This is a genomic window from Polaribacter sp. KT 15, assembly GCF_900143115.1.
In the GTDB taxonomy this organism is placed as follows: Bacteria; Bacteroidota; Bacteroidia; order Flavobacteriales; family Flavobacteriaceae; genus Polaribacter; species Polaribacter marinaquae.
Genome location: NZ_LT670850.1, coordinates 1,279,697 through 1,297,129, shown reverse-complemented (window position 1 = coordinate 1,297,129; position 17,433 = coordinate 1,279,697). Strand labels below are relative to the sequence as shown.

General features: G+C 30.8%; 11 protein-coding genes. 8 read left to right on the top strand and 3 right to left on the bottom strand.

Features of this window, described 5'->3' with window-relative positions; translation table 11 throughout:
• Positions 1-30: 30 nt before the first annotated feature.
• The 3 genes from xylE to B5464_RS05905 all read right to left on the bottom strand — a co-directional run bounded on the left by xylE (position 31) and on the right by B5464_RS05905 (position 4,398).
• On the bottom strand, positions 31-1,449 hold the full coding sequence (gene xylE / locus B5464_RS05915; protein WP_079737603.1) for a D-xylose transporter XylE: 1,419 nt from the start codon (positions 1,447-1,449) through the stop codon (positions 31-33).
• A 10-nt stretch (positions 1,450-1,459) separates the two neighbouring features.
• On the bottom strand, positions 1,460-2,776 hold the full coding sequence (gene xylA, locus B5464_RS05910; RefSeq protein WP_079737602.1) for a xylose isomerase: 1,317 nt from the start codon (positions 2,774-2,776) through the stop codon (positions 1,460-1,462).
• Positions 2,777-2,910: 134 nt separating this feature from the next.
• A complete protein-coding gene (locus tag B5464_RS05905) occupies positions 2,911-4,398 on the bottom strand; it encodes a xylulokinase (protein ID WP_079737601.1) in 1,488 nt (495 codons plus the stop codon).
• A 183-nt stretch (positions 4,399-4,581) separates the two neighbouring features.
• On the opposite strand from B5464_RS05905, the gene B5464_RS05900 reads away from it, so the two are divergent.
• From B5464_RS05900 to B5464_RS05865, 8 genes are all read left to right on the top strand, one after another.
• The gene (locus tag B5464_RS05900; protein ID WP_079737600.1) at positions 4,582-5,976 is read left to right on the top strand and encodes a cellulase family glycosylhydrolase; all 1,395 of its coding nucleotides are present in this window, start codon (positions 4,582-4,584) and stop codon (positions 5,974-5,976) included.
• 19 nt (positions 5,977-5,995) lie between these two features.
• Positions 5,996-8,596 carry a glycoside hydrolase family 2 TIM barrel-domain containing protein gene (locus B5464_RS05895; RefSeq protein WP_172830862.1) on the top strand — a complete coding sequence of 867 codons (2,601 nt, stop codon included), beginning with the start codon at positions 5,996-5,998 and terminating at the stop codon, positions 8,594-8,596.
• A 247-nt stretch (positions 8,597-8,843) separates the two neighbouring features.
• Entirely contained in the window at positions 8,844-9,848 is a 1,005-nt protein-coding gene (locus B5464_RS05890) for a T9SS type A sorting domain-containing protein (RefSeq protein ID WP_079737598.1), read from the top strand.
• Between the two features lie 59 nt (positions 9,849-9,907).
• The gene (gene rhaM / locus B5464_RS05885) at positions 9,908-10,246 is read left to right on the top strand and encodes an L-rhamnose mutarotase (RefSeq protein ID WP_231963657.1); all 339 of its coding nucleotides are present in this window, start codon (positions 9,908-9,910) and stop codon (positions 10,244-10,246) included.
• 154 nt (positions 10,247-10,400) lie between these two features.
• Positions 10,401-13,184 (top strand): family 78 glycoside hydrolase catalytic domain, encoded by a 2,784-nt coding sequence (locus B5464_RS05880; protein WP_231963656.1) that lies wholly within the window; start codon positions 10,401-10,403, stop codon positions 13,182-13,184.
• Position 13,185: 1 nt separating this feature from the next.
• Complete coding sequence (locus tag B5464_RS05875; RefSeq protein ID WP_079737596.1) at positions 13,186-14,682, top strand: sulfatase; 1,497 nt, start codon at positions 13,186-13,188, stop codon at positions 14,680-14,682.
• Between the two features lie 6 nt (positions 14,683-14,688).
• Positions 14,689-16,140 carry a sulfatase gene (locus B5464_RS05870; protein WP_079737595.1) on the top strand — a complete coding sequence of 484 codons (1,452 nt, stop codon included), beginning with the start codon at positions 14,689-14,691 and terminating at the stop codon, positions 16,138-16,140.
• Between the two features lie 130 nt (positions 16,141-16,270).
• Positions 16,271-17,311, top strand: coding sequence for a GntR family transcriptional regulator (locus B5464_RS05865; RefSeq protein WP_079737594.1), 1,041 nt, complete (start codon positions 16,271-16,273; stop codon positions 17,309-17,311).
• Positions 17,312-17,433 lie beyond the last annotated feature (122 nt).

The window sequence follows — 17,433 nt, the reverse complement described above, 5'->3', positions numbered from 1 at the left end:
ATAGAATTTATTAAATGCACAACAGTTTTTTTACTTCTTCCAAATACTTTCCATTTCTTCTAAAGTTTTTCCTTTAGTTTCTGGGATATATTTCCAAACAAACCACATGGCTATTAAAGACATAAAACCATATACCCAATATGCAAAACCGTGATTAAATTGTTCTGTAAGTGCAGTGTTATCATTCATCATAGGAAATGTAAGTGAAACTAAATAATTAGATACCCATTGCGCTGCAACAGCAATTGCCATTGCTTTTCCTCTAATTTTATTTGGAAATATTTCTGATAAAAGCACCCAAGTAACTGGTCCCCAACTAAGGGCAAAACTAGCAACATATAACATCATACATCCAAGTGCTAAATAACCTGTTGCGCCAGAGAAAAATACAAATCCTAGAGCTAACATAGCCACTGCCATACCTAAAGCACCAATTAACATTAATGGTTTTCTACCTTTTTTATCTACAGTTTTTACAGCGATAATTGTAAATAAGAAGTTTACAATTCCTACAATTATGGTAAGTAATAAGGCCCCATCAGTATCTGGGTCTATAGATTTAAAAATTTCTGGAGCATAATATAACACTACATTAATTCCTACAAATTGTTGAAAAACAGAAAGAAGAACACCTATTATTATTACTGCCCAACCATAAGATAATAGTTTTCCAGAAGTTTCTGTCACAGAGTTTTCTATTTCAGATAGCACTCTTTTACCTTCTTGTTCTCCATTAACTTTAATTAAAACATCTAAAGCTTCCTCTGGTTTGTTTTTTAACATTAAAGAACGAGGTGTGTCTGGCACGAAGAATAATAACCCTAAAAACAATCCTGCAGGTATCACTTCTGATGCAAACATCCATCTCCAACCAACTTCATTTAACCAGGCATCAGAACCACCACCTCTAGAAATAAAGTAGTTTACAAAATAAACCACCATAAAACCACCAACAATGGCAAGTTGATTAAAAGACACCAATCTCCCTCTACTATTTGCAGGTGCAATTTCTGCAATATATAAAGGAGATAACATAGATGCTAAACCAACACCAATACCACCTATAATTCTGTACATAATAAATATGGTAGAAAACGTATGGTCTAACTCACCAATAGGTGCTATTAACATTTCTGGCATAGCAGAACCTAATGCTGAAATTAAGAAAAGAACTGCAGCAAGAATCAACCCTTTTTTACGCCCTAATTTCTTGCTAATAAGTCCACCAAATAGTCCGCCAATTATACAACCTATTAATGCACTAGCTATTAAAAAACCTTTAAAAGCATTGGCAGCAGCTTCAGGCAATCCTTTAGGAGTCACAAAAAAGGTTTCTAAAGAACCTACGGTTCCAGAAATAACACCAGTGTCGTATCCAAATAAAAGACCTCCTAAGGTTGCGACTAAAGTTAATTTTAATAAGTATTTAGAATTATTTGATGAACTCATAGTTTAAATTTTAGATATATTGATTGATAATATTCTCAAAAAGTTCTTGTTTACCGCTTGTTAAAGGAAGTTCTCCATTTTCTTGGGCAATTTTATACAAGTCTTTTAATTCTAATTTACCGGTTTCAAAAGCAGCACCATTTCCAGAGTCAAAAGAACTGTATCTTTTTTCTCTTAAAGAATTGTAAGCAGAAGAAGTCATAATTTTATCAGCAGTAATTAAGGCTCTTGCAAACGTGTCTGCTCCACCAATATGTGCTAAAAAAACATCTTCTAAATCTGTAGAATTTCTTCTGATTTTTGCATCAAAATTAACACCACCACCTTGTAAACCACCAGCTTCTAAGAAAACTAACATAGCTTCTGTAGTTTCTTGTATATTGTTTGGAAATTGATCTGTATCCCAACCATTTTGGTAATCTCCTCTGTTGGCATCTATACTACCTAACATGCCTGCTTTGGCAGCAACGGCTAACTCATGTTGCATTGTATGCTGAGCTAAAGTCGCATGATTTACCTCAATATTCATTTTAAAATCTTTGTCTAAACCATATTCTTTTAAGAATCCAATGGCTGTAGCAGAATCAAAATCGTATTGATGCTTCATTGGTTCCATAGGTTTTGGTTCTATAAAGAAAGTACCTTTAAAACCTTGCGCTCTTGCATAATCTTTTGCCATGGTTAAAAACTGCGCCATGTGATCTAATTCTCGACCCATATCTGTGTTTAACAAAGACATGTATCCTTCTCTTCCTCCCCAAAAAACATAATTCTCTCCACCTAATTTAATCGTTGCATCTAAAGCCAATTTTACTTGTCCACCAGCTCTTGCAACAACATTAAAATCAGGATTTGTAGAAGCACCGTTCATGTATCTTGGATTTGAGAAACAATTTGCTGTTCCCCATAATAATTTTACACCACTTGCTGCTTGCTTTTCTTTGATGTAATCTGTTATTGTATTTAATCTAGCTTCAGATTCGGCAAACGTTGCGCCTTCTTGTACTAAATCGTAATCATGAAAACAAAAATATTCAAAGCCCATTTTATGAATAAATTCGAAAGCTGCATCTGCTTTGTCTTTAGCTGCTTGTATTGGGTCTGAAGCTTTGTCCCACTCAAAACTTTGTGTTCCTGGGCCAAAAGGGTCTGAACCTTGACCACAGAAGGTATGCCAATAAGCAATTGAAAACTTGAACCAATCTTTCATTTTTTTACCAGCAACAACTTGTTCTGGATTGTAGTATTTAAATGCTAATGGATTGTCTGATTCTTTACCTTCGAATTGAATTTTATCAATTCCTTTAAAATATTCTTTATTTGCCATTTTGATAAATGTTTAATTGTGTTTTTGTTATCTGTACTAATTTTGCGTTAGGGATTGCAGTGGAAATCCTTTTTTGAGGAACGAATAAAAAGATTGAAACGTAAAGCCCGACCTTTTTAGGTAACGCCCAAATGTTATGTGTTTAAAATTAATTCTAGTTCTTTTTTCCAGTTTTGATACGCTTCTTTAAAAGCCTGTTTTTCTTTATTGGGTGTAAATGTCATTACATAATCATTATTCATGATTGTTTTGCTAAAAGAAGCAAAATCGCCAGTATGTAAATTGGCCGCTCTTGCTGCACCAATAGCACCTGTTGTGTTATAAATTTCTATTTCTTGATCAATTAATGTAGCAACCGTATTTGCAAAAATTTCTGAACGAAAAAGGTTGTCATTTCCAGCTCTAATTACCTTTGGGTTGATGCCGTCTGAAGTTAAAATTTCCATGCCGTATACAAATGAAAACGCAATTCCTTCTAAGGCTGCTCTACACAGATGGCCTTTATGATGATTGTTTAGATTTAAATTTAGTACACGTGTACCAATTTCTTTATTATTTAACATACGTTCTGCACCGTTACCAAAAGGAATTAAGCAAACTCCATCTGAGCCAATAGCAATTTCTGAAGCCAAATTATTCATGTCTTCGTAAGAAGAAACATCTAAATTATTTAATAACCATCTGTATTGAATTCCTGCTCCGTTAATACAAAGTAATTTTCCTATTCTTGCTGCAGCTCCTTTTTGATAATTTACATGCGCAAAATTATTTACTCGATTACTTTCTTTGGCAGACAAACTATCTGTAACCGCATAAAAAACACCAGAAGTTCCGCCAGTTGCTGCTACTTCACTAGGATGAAATACGTTTAAAGATAGCGCATTATTAGGTTGATCTCCTGCTCTGTAATAAATTGGAGTTCCTGTAGCTAAACCACTTTCATCAGCTCCTTTTTGATCAACCACAGATTGCATACCAAAGGTTTCTACAATATCTGGCACTAAAGAAGGGTCTAAACCATAGTGTTCTAGAAGAAAATCTGCAATTTTATCATTTTTAAAATCCCAAAAAATACCTTCTGATAATCCTGAAATCGTGGTGTTTATTTTGTTAGAAAATTTATAAGCAATAAAATCTCCTGGTAACATAAATTTATAAATCTGATTGTAAATATCAGGTTCGTTTTCTTTTACCCATTTAAGTTTAGAAGCTGTAAAATTTGCAGGAGAGTTTAATAATTGCGTAGCACATTTTTCTTCTCCAATCTGTTTGAAAGCATTTTTACCAGTTGCTACCGCTCTACTATCGCACCAAATGATGCTTTTGCGCAAAGGTTCTCCTTGTTTACCTACCAAAACCAAACCATGCATTTGGTAAGAAATACCAATACCTTTAATTTGGGTTTTATTAATGTTATATTGTTTTTTTAAAGATTGTATTGCGTTGCAAACATGCAACCACCAATCTTTTGGTTCTTGTTCTGCCCAACCATTTTTTTGAGCAAACATGCTCATTTCCTCTTTCGGTTCTTGAACTACCCCAATACTTTTACCAGAGTTAATTTCTACTAAAGCTGCTTTTATCGAAGAACTTCCGATGTCTAATCCTAAATGGTAATTCATTTTTTTTTTATGTATTAGCAATTTTAATTTTTTTTAAGGCAACTTTTATCCTGCACTGTCATGATAATTTTAACTGATTGAAATAATATTTATATATAGTTATTAATTATTCTAAAAGTCGGTAGTGTACAGGATGCAATAAATATTTAGACACTTTACTTTTAAGAAAAAATAGTATTTCAAATGAAAAAAAGTCTTTTTATAATCACCTTATTGATTTTTAGTATTACGAGTTCTTCGCAAATTAAACATGGCTTAAGAGACAAACAAGGTAGGCACATTGTACCTAGAGGTTTTGTTATTAATACTAATGACCATAAAGGAGAAGTTTTTTTTAATAATGATGATTATGCAAGACAAGTTAGAATGGGTGCAAATCATCAGGTTATTCGTTTAGAACTTGGTAAAGTAAGCGAATTTCCTGGAGGAAAAGTAGTACCAAAATATCTACAAAAATTAGATTCTTTAGTTGCTTTAGGTAAAAACCACGATATAAAAACTATTTTTAAAATGACGGTTTATGGCGTAGATAAATTTGTTTGGGAAGAATTTTGGGAAAATAAAAATGATTATCAATACAAAACATATATAAATGCTTGGAAAGTTATCTGGAAACGATTTGCAAATGAGCCTTATGTTTTGGGATATGATATTGTTAATGAGCCTAGAAAACTTAAAATGAACATTTCTTACAAAGATTTAACAGATAAATATTTAATTCCTTTATATAAAAGAATTATTGATGCAAGTCAAAAAATAAATCCAAATAAGAAGATTTTATTTCAGTCTATTTTTATGAATAAAGGTGAAAAAATAGATAATAACCAATATGCAGAAATCAGTTCTCCTTTAAATAGAGAAAATATCATTTTTGCGCCTCATATTTATCAAAACAACATAGATTTTATTAAAAAAAATATGGATCGTTTTGATAAAGAATCGGCAATGTTAAAAGCACCAATTTTAATAGGTGAATGGGGTTTTCCAACATTTGCAAGAACAGATACTACTTTGGTTGGAAATTGGGGGCAATTAAAATACAAAGAAATGTATATTAGAACAGCAGAGGTTTTCGATAAAATGGGTGTAGGCTCTATTAAAGCTTGGTTTTTAGGTAACAGAACTATGCAAAATTTTCTTAAACCAGGCCCATCAACATGGTCTATATTTAGCGATAAAACAGACGCAGGTACGGTAGAACGTAAATATATTACAGATGTAATTTCAAGGCCTTTTCCGCAAGCAATTGCAGGTAATATTCAGTCGTTTTTATACAATTTTGCTAAAAGAGAATTAACCTTAAATATTACATCAGATAATAGTAAAGGTGCTTCAAAGATTTTCATTGGAGCCAACAGGCATTATCCAGATGGTTTTTCAATCATTATTAATAACGATTTTATAATGTATTACAATCCGCTTAAAAATGTTGGTTTAGAAGTTTATAAAACAACTAAAAATTCTAATCCAGCAGATTTTATTTGGGATGTTAAAACACAAAAACTAATTGTCTTAAAATGGGGTAAAGACAATGCAGAATATAAGGTTAAAATAGTACCAGGACTTCGAAATTTTTAAAATTATTATGCCTTTAACAATGATCAAAAAGAATTTAGTATTACTTTTTTTAAGCATAGCATTTTTAACAAATGCACAAAATGTAAGACACATAGAAACCATAAACGATGCGTGGCAATTTTATAAAGGAAACATCGAAAATCCTTTTTCTAGTGATGTATCTCGTTCTTGGGAAAAAGTAACTTTACCGCACTCTTGGAACACACAAGATATTTTAGACGATGAAGATGGTTATTATAGAGGAGAAGGTTGGTACAAAAAAACAATTAAAATTCCACAGATTTACGATAACCAAAAAGTATTTTTATTGTTTGAAGCTGCTAATCAGGTTACCTCATTATTTGTAAACGGAAAAGTAGTTGAAAAAGATCATATTGGTGGTTATACCACGTTTGCAAGAGATATTACAAGAGTATTAAAAAAAGGAACAAATGAAATTGTAGTAAAAGTAGATAATTCTCATAATGATGAAATTATTCCGCAATCTGCAGATTTTTCTTTTTACGGAGGTATTTACAGAGATGTTCATTTAATTATAACCAAACAAGTTCATTTCGAAGTAGCTAATTTAGGTGCAAACGCTGTATTTATTTCTACACCAAAAGTATCAGAATTATCAGCAGAAATTTCTGTAAAATCTAAAATAGTAAGGCCCAAAAAAGGAACATATTATGTAAAGCAATCTTTATTAGATGCTCACAATAATTTGGTTAAAACTATAAAAACAAAATCTAACTTTGGTAAGGAGGTAATTAGTGATTTTTCTGTTGAAAAGCCAAATTTGTGGTCTCCAGAAAATCCGTATTTGTATAAAGTAATTACAGAAATTATAGATAAAAAAGGAAATATTTACGATCGAGTAGAGAACACCTTAGGGTTTAGATGGTTTAGTTTCGATGCCAATAGAGGTTTTTTTATCAACGGTAATAAAACTAAATTAATAGGAACTAATAGACATCAAGATTTCTACAAAAAAGCAAATGCTGTAAGTGATGAAATTCATAGATATGATATGAAGCTATTAAAGGAAATGGGAATTAACTTTTTAAGAATAGCACACTATCCGCAAGACCCAGCAATTTTAGAAATGTGTAATAAAATGGGATTTATTACAACTGTAGAAATTCCTTTTGTTAACAAGGCTGCGGCTAATGAAACAGGAAAACAAAATAGCATTAATATGCTAAAAGAAACCATTCGTTACAACTATAACAATCCGTCTATTGTAGCTTGGAATTTAGGAAACGAAACAACTATGAAAGCGCCTGATAAACTCGGAGAAGCATATACAAAGCACTTTATAGAAACTCATAAAGTTTTATCAGAAACCATAAAAGAGGAAGATAAAACTAGGTATTCTTATACCGTTTTTTTTAGAGAACCAGCTTATCAAGATAAATTAGGAATTCGATTTACAGAAATTGTAGGCTATAACAAGTATTACGGTTGGTACATTGAAGAATTAGAAGATATTGATAAAAATCTACGTAGTTTGGTAAAACGAACTTTAGCTTTAAATCCTGATAAGCCTTTGATTTTAAGTGAATATGGTGGAGGAGCAGACCCAAGATTAAGAACTTATAATCCAACTCGTTTTGATTTTAGCGTAGAATATCAATTTTTATTGCATAAAGCTTATATGAAAGCCATTTTAGAAATTCCAGAAATTGTTGGTGCAAACGTTTGGAATTATGCCGACTTTCAAGTAGAACATAGAAAAGATGCAGTGCCACATATTAATAACAAAGGTTTGGTGTCTGCATCAAGAGAAAAAAAAGATGTATATTATTTGTATCAAGCATTATTGAAAAAAACACCATTTTTAGCAATTGCTTCTAAAGGCTGGAAAAAAAGAGCAGGAATAGAAGATAGCGAAAACTCTAAAGTAGCAACTCAACCTATCACTATAGTAGGAAATACTGATGATGTAGAGCTAATTATCAACGGAAAATCATTGGGAAAACAAAAATTTAATTTTGCTACCACCACTTTTAATGTACCTTTTCAACAAGGACAAAATTTAATTGAAATAGTATCAGAAAAAGAAGGTAAAGTTTTTAAAGATTTTGCTAATATCGATTTTACACTTCAGCCTAAGAACTTAAAAAGTAAAATCAATCCTTTTAAAGAAATTGCTATAAACGTAGGTTCTTACTGTTATTTTATAGAAACCGATAATGTAGATTATCTATGGATGCCGGATCAAGCGTATACAAAAGGAAGTTTTGGATATCTTGGTGGAGATTTTTTAAGAACCAAAACAAAACGAAGAAATAATATTGGAGTAGATGTTAGTGTAAAAGGAACAGAGAATGATCCTGTTTTTCAAACCCAAGTAGTTGGTTTAGAGTCTTATAAATTTGATGTACCAAAAGGAACTTATGAGTTGTCTTTATCTATGGCAGAATTAAAGTCAAGAAAAGAAAACAGTATGGATATTCTTGTAAATGATAAAAAAGTTTGGGAAAACCTAAACCTTAAAAAACAATATGGTAAAGATAGAGGTGTTACCAAACGTTTTTTAATTTCTGTTGATAATAACGATGGTATTACTATTAGTTTTAAGGCATTAAAAGGACAAACTAGATTAAGCGGAGTTAAACTTAGAAAAGTAAATTAGATTTTTTTAATTAATTCTTAAAAAAATAAAAAACCATTACTGTCGAGTATTAAAACGTAGAAGATAGCCAATACACCTAAGCTTTTTAGGCTATAAGCGTTTTTTTAAGATTGAAAATAAATATGCGAAAAGTACTGTTATATGATTTAAAATTAGAAGTTTAAAAACTATAAAGCAGTATAGAGCAGGATACTATTCATAACATTTGTTTTTATTTTTAGATAATAATTAACTAAAATATTTACTTATGAAAACAAAATTACACAAATCATTATTTATTGCAGCTTTAGCTCTTTTTGGGGTTCAAGCATCAAATGCACAATACAAAGGTTATCCATGGGGAGGCTCTGCACCAGTAATAAGCGGTACGTTAGGAGCTACAACAAAAATTCAAATGGAAAATTTTGATGCAACAAATGTAGATGGATCAGATGATGGTGCTAATTTTTCTGATAATGCATACCTTCCAGGTGATTTAAGTGAAGGTACTTATAGAGATAAAACTGCAGATCAATTAGGATTATTATGGGATCCAGAAGGAGGAGATGAAGGAACAGGAGGTTATGGTGCTGCAAATGAAGAGTACAGATCTGGTTCTGAGGCAGATATTTATCAACATCCTTATACAAACGGAGATTTAGGTTGGAATATCGGAAGTACTCAAGGGCAAGAATTTTTAATGTATACTATTAACTTTGAAAAAACTGGTAATTATAATATAGGAATTAATTATGCCCATGGTGGAGATAATACTTCTAAAAGAATGCAGATTTTCTTAAAAAATACTGATGATTTATCTGGTGTTGCTACAATAATGAATTTAACTTCAGATCAGGCATTACCTTCTACAGGAGGAGTTCCTAATTTTCAAGATTGGGAAGATCCAGATGCAGCAGCCGGAATTGATATTGAGGCTGGTACTTATGTTATGATTGTAAGATTTTTAGCAGCAGGACCAAACTACGATTATGTATACTTTACTACAAACTCTGTATTAAGCACAGAAACATTTGATAAACAATCTTTTTCTGTTTCTAATCCTGTAAATGATCAATTAAACATTAAAGGATTAACTTCTAAGGTTAAAGAAGTATCTGTATATTCTATTTTAGGTAATAGAGTGTTAAGAAGAAAAGTAGATACAGATAATGCAATTAACTTAAACGTTAGTTCTTTATCTAAAGGTGTTTATATTGTTGAAATTAAAGGAAACGAAGGTAGTAGATTTACACAAAAAATAATAAAGCAGTAAACCTTTATTAATAGATTAGTAACTTTTAAATCATTCTATATTTTTTTAAAAAATATAGAATGATTTTTTTTAAATACATATGTATGCAAAGATTAGCCTTTAAAATGAAGTTAAAAAAAGGACAAAAAGAAGCTTATGTGAAACGACATAATGAAATCTGGCCAGAATTGAAAAAATTATTAAAAGAAAATGGAGTAAGTGAGTACTCTATCTTTTTAGATGAAGAAACCGACACTCTTTTTGCTTTTCAAAAAAATACTGGTTTAGTTGGCTCACAGGATTTAGCAAACAATAAAATTGTAAAAAAATGGTGGGATTTTATGGCAGATATTATGGATGTAAATCCTGATAATTCCCCTGTTTCCGTACCTTTAGAAGAAGTTTTTTTTATGCCGTAATAATTATTAGTTTCTTTTACCTAATATTTTTAAATTAAAAAGTAGTTGATAGATATAAAATTATTCTTCTAGTTTTATATGCCCACTACAGGATAGTTGTTTATTAAAAAAATGTCATATTGCTAATTGAATATAGTAATAAGATGATAATTTAATGATTCATAAATCTATGCAAAAGGCATTTACAATTTCGATTTTATATGTTGTTTTAATAAGTTTAATATCTTGTAAACAAAAAGAAACTTTAGAAAAAGCAAACGATTTAAAAATTTCAGAAGGTTTTGAAAATCCTTTAGGGTTTTATAATGCAATACCAACATTTTCATGGAAATTACCTGCTTTAGATAACAATAAAAGTCAATCTGCATATCAAATTGTAGTAGCTAGTAGGCCAGATTTATTACCTAATAAAGCAGATTTATGGAATTCTAAAAAGCAAAATTCTGCAAAATCTACTTGGGTTAAATATCAAGGAGAAAAGTTAAAATCGCGCCAAAAAGTTTATTGGCAAGTAAAATATTGGAACCAAGACAAAGAGTCTTCTTTTTGGAGTGACATCAATCACTTCGAATTAGGTTTATTAAATAATTCTGATTGGAAAGCTAAATGGATAGGATTAGATACCAAAAAAGAAAAAATTATTGGAATCCAAAAAAATATACTACACAGACCGCAATACTTGCGTAAAAATTTTAAGATATCCAATACGATAGCATCTGCAAGATTGTATATTACCGCAAAAGGAGTTTTTGATGTTGCTTTAAACGGAAAAGATGTAAGTGATGATGTTATGCCACCGGGATATACTCCGTATAAAAAACGTATAGAAACCATTACATATGATGTAACAAATTTAATCGAATCTGGTCAAAATACTATTGGTGTAGAACTGGCAGCAGGTTGGCATTCTGGACGCTTAGGATGGATGAAAAAATTTTGGTTAGATACAGAAACTCCCAAAATACTTTGTCAATTAGAGCTAACTATGAAAGATGGCTCAAAAGAAATAATACTTTCTGATGATAGCTGGAAAGCAACTACAAAAGGGCCAATTCGTTTGGCTAGTATATATGACGGTGAAACGTACGATGCCAATTTAGAAATGCCAAGTTGGACAACCAACAGCTTTATAGATAAAACTTGGGAACATGTAAATGTATTTCCTATTTCTGATGATATTCGTTTAGAACCTAAAAGACATACCACCGTAAAATCTAAAATTAAACTTACTACAAAGCAAATATTTGAAAAAGATGGCGCTATAATTTTTGATTTAGAACAAAATATGGTAGGTGTTCCTTTGATAAAAGTACCAATGAAAAAAGGGCAAACACTTAAAATTAGATTTGCAGAAATGTTATCTCCAGATGGAACTTTTTACACAGAAAATTATAGAGGAGCATTGTCTACAAATTACTATACAGCCAAAGAAGATGGAATTATAGAATACATGCCAAAATTTACATTTCACGGGTTTAGATATGTAGAATTAAGTGGATTTGATACTTCTAAAAATCCTTCAAAAAATTGGGTAACGGGTTTGGTACAATACTCTGATTTTGAAAAAAACGGAACTTTTATGTCGTCTCATCCAAAATTAAATCAATTACAAAGTAATATTGTTTGGGGTTTAAGAGGTAACTTTTTTGATATACCTACAGATTGTCCTCAGAGAGATGAACGTATGGGGTGGACAGGAGACGCACAAGTATTTGGGCCTACCTCTATGTTTAATGCAGATGTGTATAAATTTTGGGCTAGTTGGTTACAAAGTGTAAGAGAATCTCAATTTGATAACGGTGGTATTCCTTGGGTGGTGCCAGATGTTTTATATAACAATAAAGTAAGTGCTGGTTGGGGAGATGTTTGTACGATTATCCCTTGGAAAATTTACATGAGAACTGGAGATGAAAAGGTTTTAGAAGAAAATTTTGAAATGATGAAGGCTTGGGTATCTTTTCATGAATCTAAAGCTAAAAATTACATTTCAACAATGGGATTTTTTGCAGATTGGTTGCAACCGCTTCCAGAAAACGGAGATAATAGAGGTGATACTTCTAAGTCTTTAATTGGAACTGCTTTTTTTGCACACTCTGCTAATTTAACAGCAAAAACAGCAAAAGCTCTAGGTAAAACAAAAGAGTTTGAAAAATACAATACCTTGTATAAAACTGTAGCAAAATCTTTTGAAAAGAAATTTTTTGTAAACGGAAAGGTAATTAAAGTTGCAGAAACTCAAACTTCTTACTTACTAGCTTTAGCTTTTGGTTTATTATCAGATCAACACAAAGAATCGGCAAAAACACATTTATTAAGAAAAATTGCAGAGGCAGATAATCATTTAAGAACAGGGTTCTTAGGTACGCCATTATTATCTGAAGTTTTAGGCGCTACAGGAGAGATAGATTTAATGTATAAATTGTTGTTTAACGAAACCTATCCATCTTGGTTTTATTCTATCAATCAAGGTGCAACCACTATTTGGGAACGTTGGAATAGTTATAGCAAAGAAGAAGGATTTAATCCTCAAAAAATGAATAGTTTAAATCATTATGCGTATGGTGCTATTGGAGAATGGATGTACGAGCGTATTGCGGGTATAGCACCAATAGAAGCGGGTTATAAAAAAATTAGAATAGCTCCGCAACCAAGAAATCCATTAACTTCTGCATCTGCAAGTGTACAAGTACCTTTTGGTAATGTAGCTTCTTCTTGGCAAATAAAAGGTGATAAATTTCATTTAAATATTACTATTCCACCAAATACATCAGCTAAAGTTTTGCTTCCAGCAGATACCAATAAAAACTTCCTTTTAAATGGTAGTGATTTTGTAGAAAATACATATGTAAAATTAAAATATAAAAGTAAAGATGAGTTTGAACTACTTGTGCAACCAGGAGTTTACAAATTCACTTCAAATTTAAATAAAGATCAATAAAATGAAGCATAAATTATTTTTGAAAGTAGTTCTTGTAATTGGAATTACGTTAATAAGTTGTCAAAAACAATCTAATTCTAAATCAGAATCTAAAAATACAAAAGTAGCTGTAAAAAAACCAAATATCGTCTATATTCTTACAGATCAATGGAGGGGTTCTGCTTTAGGTTATGCGGGTAACCCAGATGTTAAAACGCCTAATTTAGATGCTTTTGCTAAAGAATCTGTAAATTTTACAAATACGGTTTCTGTAACACCTGTTTGTACACCTCATAGAGCTGCTTTGTTAACGGGTAAATTTCCAACTACAACAGGTATGTTTCTAAATGATATTTATTTACCTGAAGACGAGGTTACCATGGCAGAAATTTACAAGAAAGAAGGTTATAATACTGCATATTGGGGTAAATGGCATTTAGATGGTCATGGAAGGTCTACTTATATTCCAAAAGAAAGACGTCAAGGATTTGATTTTTGGAGAGCTTTAGAGTGTTCTCATAACTACACAAAAATGCCCTATTACGATAATGAAAACACAACATTAAAACATTGGAAAAAGTATTCTCCTTTTGCAATTGCAGAAGATGCTAATAGTTATTTAGAGAAACACGCAAAAGATGAAAATCCATTTTTGGCATTAATTTCTATTGCAACTCCACATTACCCTCATGGTTCTGCGCCCAAGAAATATAAAGACATGTATCCGCCAGCAAGTTTAACATTAAATCCAAATACTGCAGATAAATTTAAAGAAAGAGCACGTAAAGAATTACAAGGCTATTATGCACATGCGACAGCAACAGATGAAGCTATTGGAAATGTTATTAATAAAATAAAAGAATTAGGTTTATTAGAAAATACCATAATTGTGTTTTCTGCAGATCACGGAGAAATGATGGGAGCACATGGCGTTAAACCTTTTGTAAAACAATTGGCTTGGGACGAATCTGTTAGAGTTCCTTTCTTAATTAGATACCCTAACATTAATAATAATAAAGGTAAAGTTGTTAACGCTCCTATAACAACGCCAGATATTTTACCATCATTATTGGGGTTAACAAATATTAATATTCCTAAAGAAATTGAAGGAGAAAATTTATCAGAATTAATTAAAAATCCTAATCCAAATACTGATAGAGCTGCTTTGGTAATGAATGTTGCACCTTTTGGCGCAAATTATAAAGATGAGCCTTATCGAGGTATAAGAACAAAACAATATACCTATGCAATTACGCCTAAAGGACCAAGTATGTTTTATGATAATATCAAAGACCCTTATCAGCAAAATAATTTATTAGGGAAGTCAGAATTTGAAGAAATTGAAAAAGATTTGGATTTTAAATTACAGCAAGAACTTCAAAAAATTGGAGATGAGGTTAGACCGAGAGATTATTATATGGAAAAATGGGGTTTTAAGTTTGACGAAAGTAGAAGAGCCATTAATTGGTGGGATTGGAAAAAAGGTATTGGCACTGTGCAATCTCCAAAAAAAATATAAATTAAGATGAAAAAAAATATAATATTACTATATATCACTTTTTGTTTATCAAATGTTTTTTCTCAGGAAGAGAAGCCAAATGTATTGATATTTTATGTTGATGATTTAAGAGCAGAGATAGGTTCTTATGGAAGCAAAACAGCAATAACACCAAATATAGACGAATTGGCAAAAGACGGTGTGCAATTTAATAAAGCATACGTACAACAAGCTATTTGTGCACCCTCTAGAATGAGTACATTAACAGGTTTAAGACCAGAGAATTTAGGTATTTACAGTATTTTTACGCCACTTCGTAAAGTTCATAAAGAAGTTGTTTCTATGCCTCAATTTTTTCAAAAAAATGGATACAAGACAGTAAGTATTGGTAAGGTATATCATCATAGTGTAGATGATAAACAATATTGGACACATCATTTTAAAAAAGAAAACAATAGCTACGTAAAACCAGAGAATATTGCTTTAATGAAGCGCTTAAAAGCCTCTGGTAAAAAATCTTTAAAAGGGCCTGCTTATGAAGATGCAGATGTTGCAGATGAGGCATATAAAGACGGTAGAGCTTCTAAATATGCCATAGAAACATTAAAAAAACTAAAAGATGATAAGTTTTTAATGTTTGTAGGCCTAAGTAAGCCGCATTTACCTTTTAATGCCCCAAAAAAATATTGGGATTTATATAACAAAAACGATTTTACGATTCCGTCTAGAGAAAAGCCAGAAGGAATGTATCGTTTGGCTTTGAGTAAATGGGGAGAATTAAAAGGATATTACGGAATTCCTAAAAAAGGCGATTTGGAAGATGATTTAACAAGAACCCTAATACATGGCTACCATGCTTCTATTAGCTATATCGATGCACAAATTGGTAAAGTTATGAAAACGCTTAATGAGTTAAATCTACGTAAAAACACGGTAGTTATTTTTATGAGTGATCATGGTTATAAAATAGGTGAATACGGTGCATGGTGTAAACATTCTAATGTAGAAATAGATGTAAGAGTACCATTAATTATTAGTAGAGAAACCGATTACAAGAAAAGAAAGAAAAATAAAATTTCTAATGCTTTGGTAGAAAATGTAGATATTTTTTCAACTTTAGTAGATATATGTGATTTAGAAAATGCTCCAATCACAGACGGAAAAAGTATAGTACCTGTTTTAAATAATCCTAATAAGAAATGGGACAAGGCAGCATATAGTGTTTATGCACGAGGAAAAAAAATAATGGGCGTAACAACTACAGATGGAAATTGGAGGTATACAGAATGGAGAAATTCGATAACAAATGCAATTTTAGAGACAGAATTATACCAACATAAGAGTAGTTTATTATCTTTTGTAAACCTTTCTGGAAATAAGAAATATAAAAAAGTAGAACAACGAATGAAAAAACTTTTAGAAATTCAATTTCCTAGAAATAAGCCTTTTTTACAAAATGATATACCAAGAAAAAGATAAAATTATTTCATCTAAAACCAAACTACTTATAATCAATAAGAAATAGTGTTAAAAAATTTTTGGTTACCCTAATTCAGATTTTTAGTTTACTACGGCATCATATCTTTAAGGCACATTAACTAAAGATATTATGATTGAATTTATTAAACTAGATGCTCACTCAATGCAACCTAAGTATATGCAGATTATAGATTCTATAATCCATAATATATCTATTGGAAACGTAAAGATTGGAGACAAAATTCCTTCTATTAATACGCTAAGTAAAGAATTTTATTTATCTAGAAATACCGTAGAGAGAGCATATAGTATTTTAAAAAAACGAAAAGTTGTTGTTTCTGTTCACGGTAAAGGAACTTATATTTCTCAAGACCAAATGCTCTTAAAACCTAATGTTTTGTTTTTGGTTAACAAGTTAAGTACATTTAAAATGAAAGTATATAACTCATTTGTAGAACAAATGGGTAGCGATTATCAAGTAGATTTACATAGTTATCATTGTGATGAATCGTTGTTTTTAGAACTTTTAAACAAACATAAATTTGCTTATAATCATTATGTGATAATGCCTCACTTTAGAAGCAAGAATTTGTTACATAGAAGTTTTACAAATAGCGTTTGTGCGGCAATTAACGAATTGCCAAAAGAAAATCTTGTGTTATTAGATAATAATGAACATAATATAAAAGGAGATTTTATAGAAGTTTACCAAGATTTTGAGAAAGATATTTTAAACGCATTAGAAAAAGGTAAAGAAAAGATTTTAAAATATAAAAAGTTAATCTTGGTGTATCCTAAATCAACCTTTTACCCATATCCTCAAAAAATCTTGTCTGGTTTTCAGAAATATTGCATCAAAAATAATTTTGATTTTGAAGTTGCAGAAGAAATTTCTAATGAAACCGAAATTGAAAAAAAGACTTTATTTATTACTATCGAAGAAAACGATTTGGTACAAATAGTAAATAAAGTTAGAAGTAATAACTATAAGTTTGGTGAAGATATAGGTGTAATTTCTTATAATGATACACCTTTAAAACAACTCTTAGGAATTACCGTAATAACAACAGATTTTGTTGAAATGGGTAAATTAGCTGCAGAAATGATTGTAGAAAAGAAAACAGAAAAGATAAAATCAACTTTTAATTTTATAGATAGAGATTCACTTTAAAATAATTACCTTAACATTAATTAATAAATAAAAAGAAGTCTTAATTTAAGACTTCTTTTTCCTTTTCTAAAAATAACTGTAAATTAAATTCTATTTTCTACCTTCGAAAAATCAGTAATAAA

Bases quoted from the DNA above. Each gene is read 5' to 3' on its own strand.
- xylE (WP_079737603.1), bottom strand. From the start codon at position 1,449: ATGAGTTCATCAAATAATTCTAAATACTTATTAAAATTAACTTTAGTC.
- xylA (WP_079737602.1), bottom strand. From the start codon at position 2,776: ATGGCAAATAAAGAATATTTTAAAGGAATTGATAAAATTCAATTCGAA.
- B5464_RS05905 (WP_079737601.1), bottom strand. From the start codon at position 4,398: ATGAATTACCATTTAGGATTAGACATCGGAAGTTCTTCGATAAAAGCA.
- B5464_RS05900 (WP_079737600.1), top strand. From the start codon at position 4,582: ATGAAAAAAAGTCTTTTTATAATCACCTTATTGATTTTTAGTATTACG.
- B5464_RS05895 (WP_172830862.1), top strand. From the start codon at position 5,996: ATGATCAAAAAGAATTTAGTATTACTTTTTTTAAGCATAGCATTTTTA.
- B5464_RS05890 (WP_079737598.1), top strand. From the start codon at position 8,844: ATGAAAACAAAATTACACAAATCATTATTTATTGCAGCTTTAGCTCTT.
- rhaM (WP_231963657.1), top strand. From the start codon at position 9,908: ATGATTTTTTTTAAATACATATGTATGCAAAGATTAGCCTTTAAAATG.
- B5464_RS05880 (WP_231963656.1), top strand. From the start codon at position 10,401: ATGATTCATAAATCTATGCAAAAGGCATTTACAATTTCGATTTTATAT.
- B5464_RS05875 (WP_079737596.1), top strand. From the start codon at position 13,186: ATGAAGCATAAATTATTTTTGAAAGTAGTTCTTGTAATTGGAATTACG.
- B5464_RS05870 (WP_079737595.1), top strand. From the start codon at position 14,689: ATGAAAAAAAATATAATATTACTATATATCACTTTTTGTTTATCAAAT.
- B5464_RS05865 (WP_079737594.1), top strand. From the start codon at position 16,271: ATGATTGAATTTATTAAACTAGATGCTCACTCAATGCAACCTAAGTAT.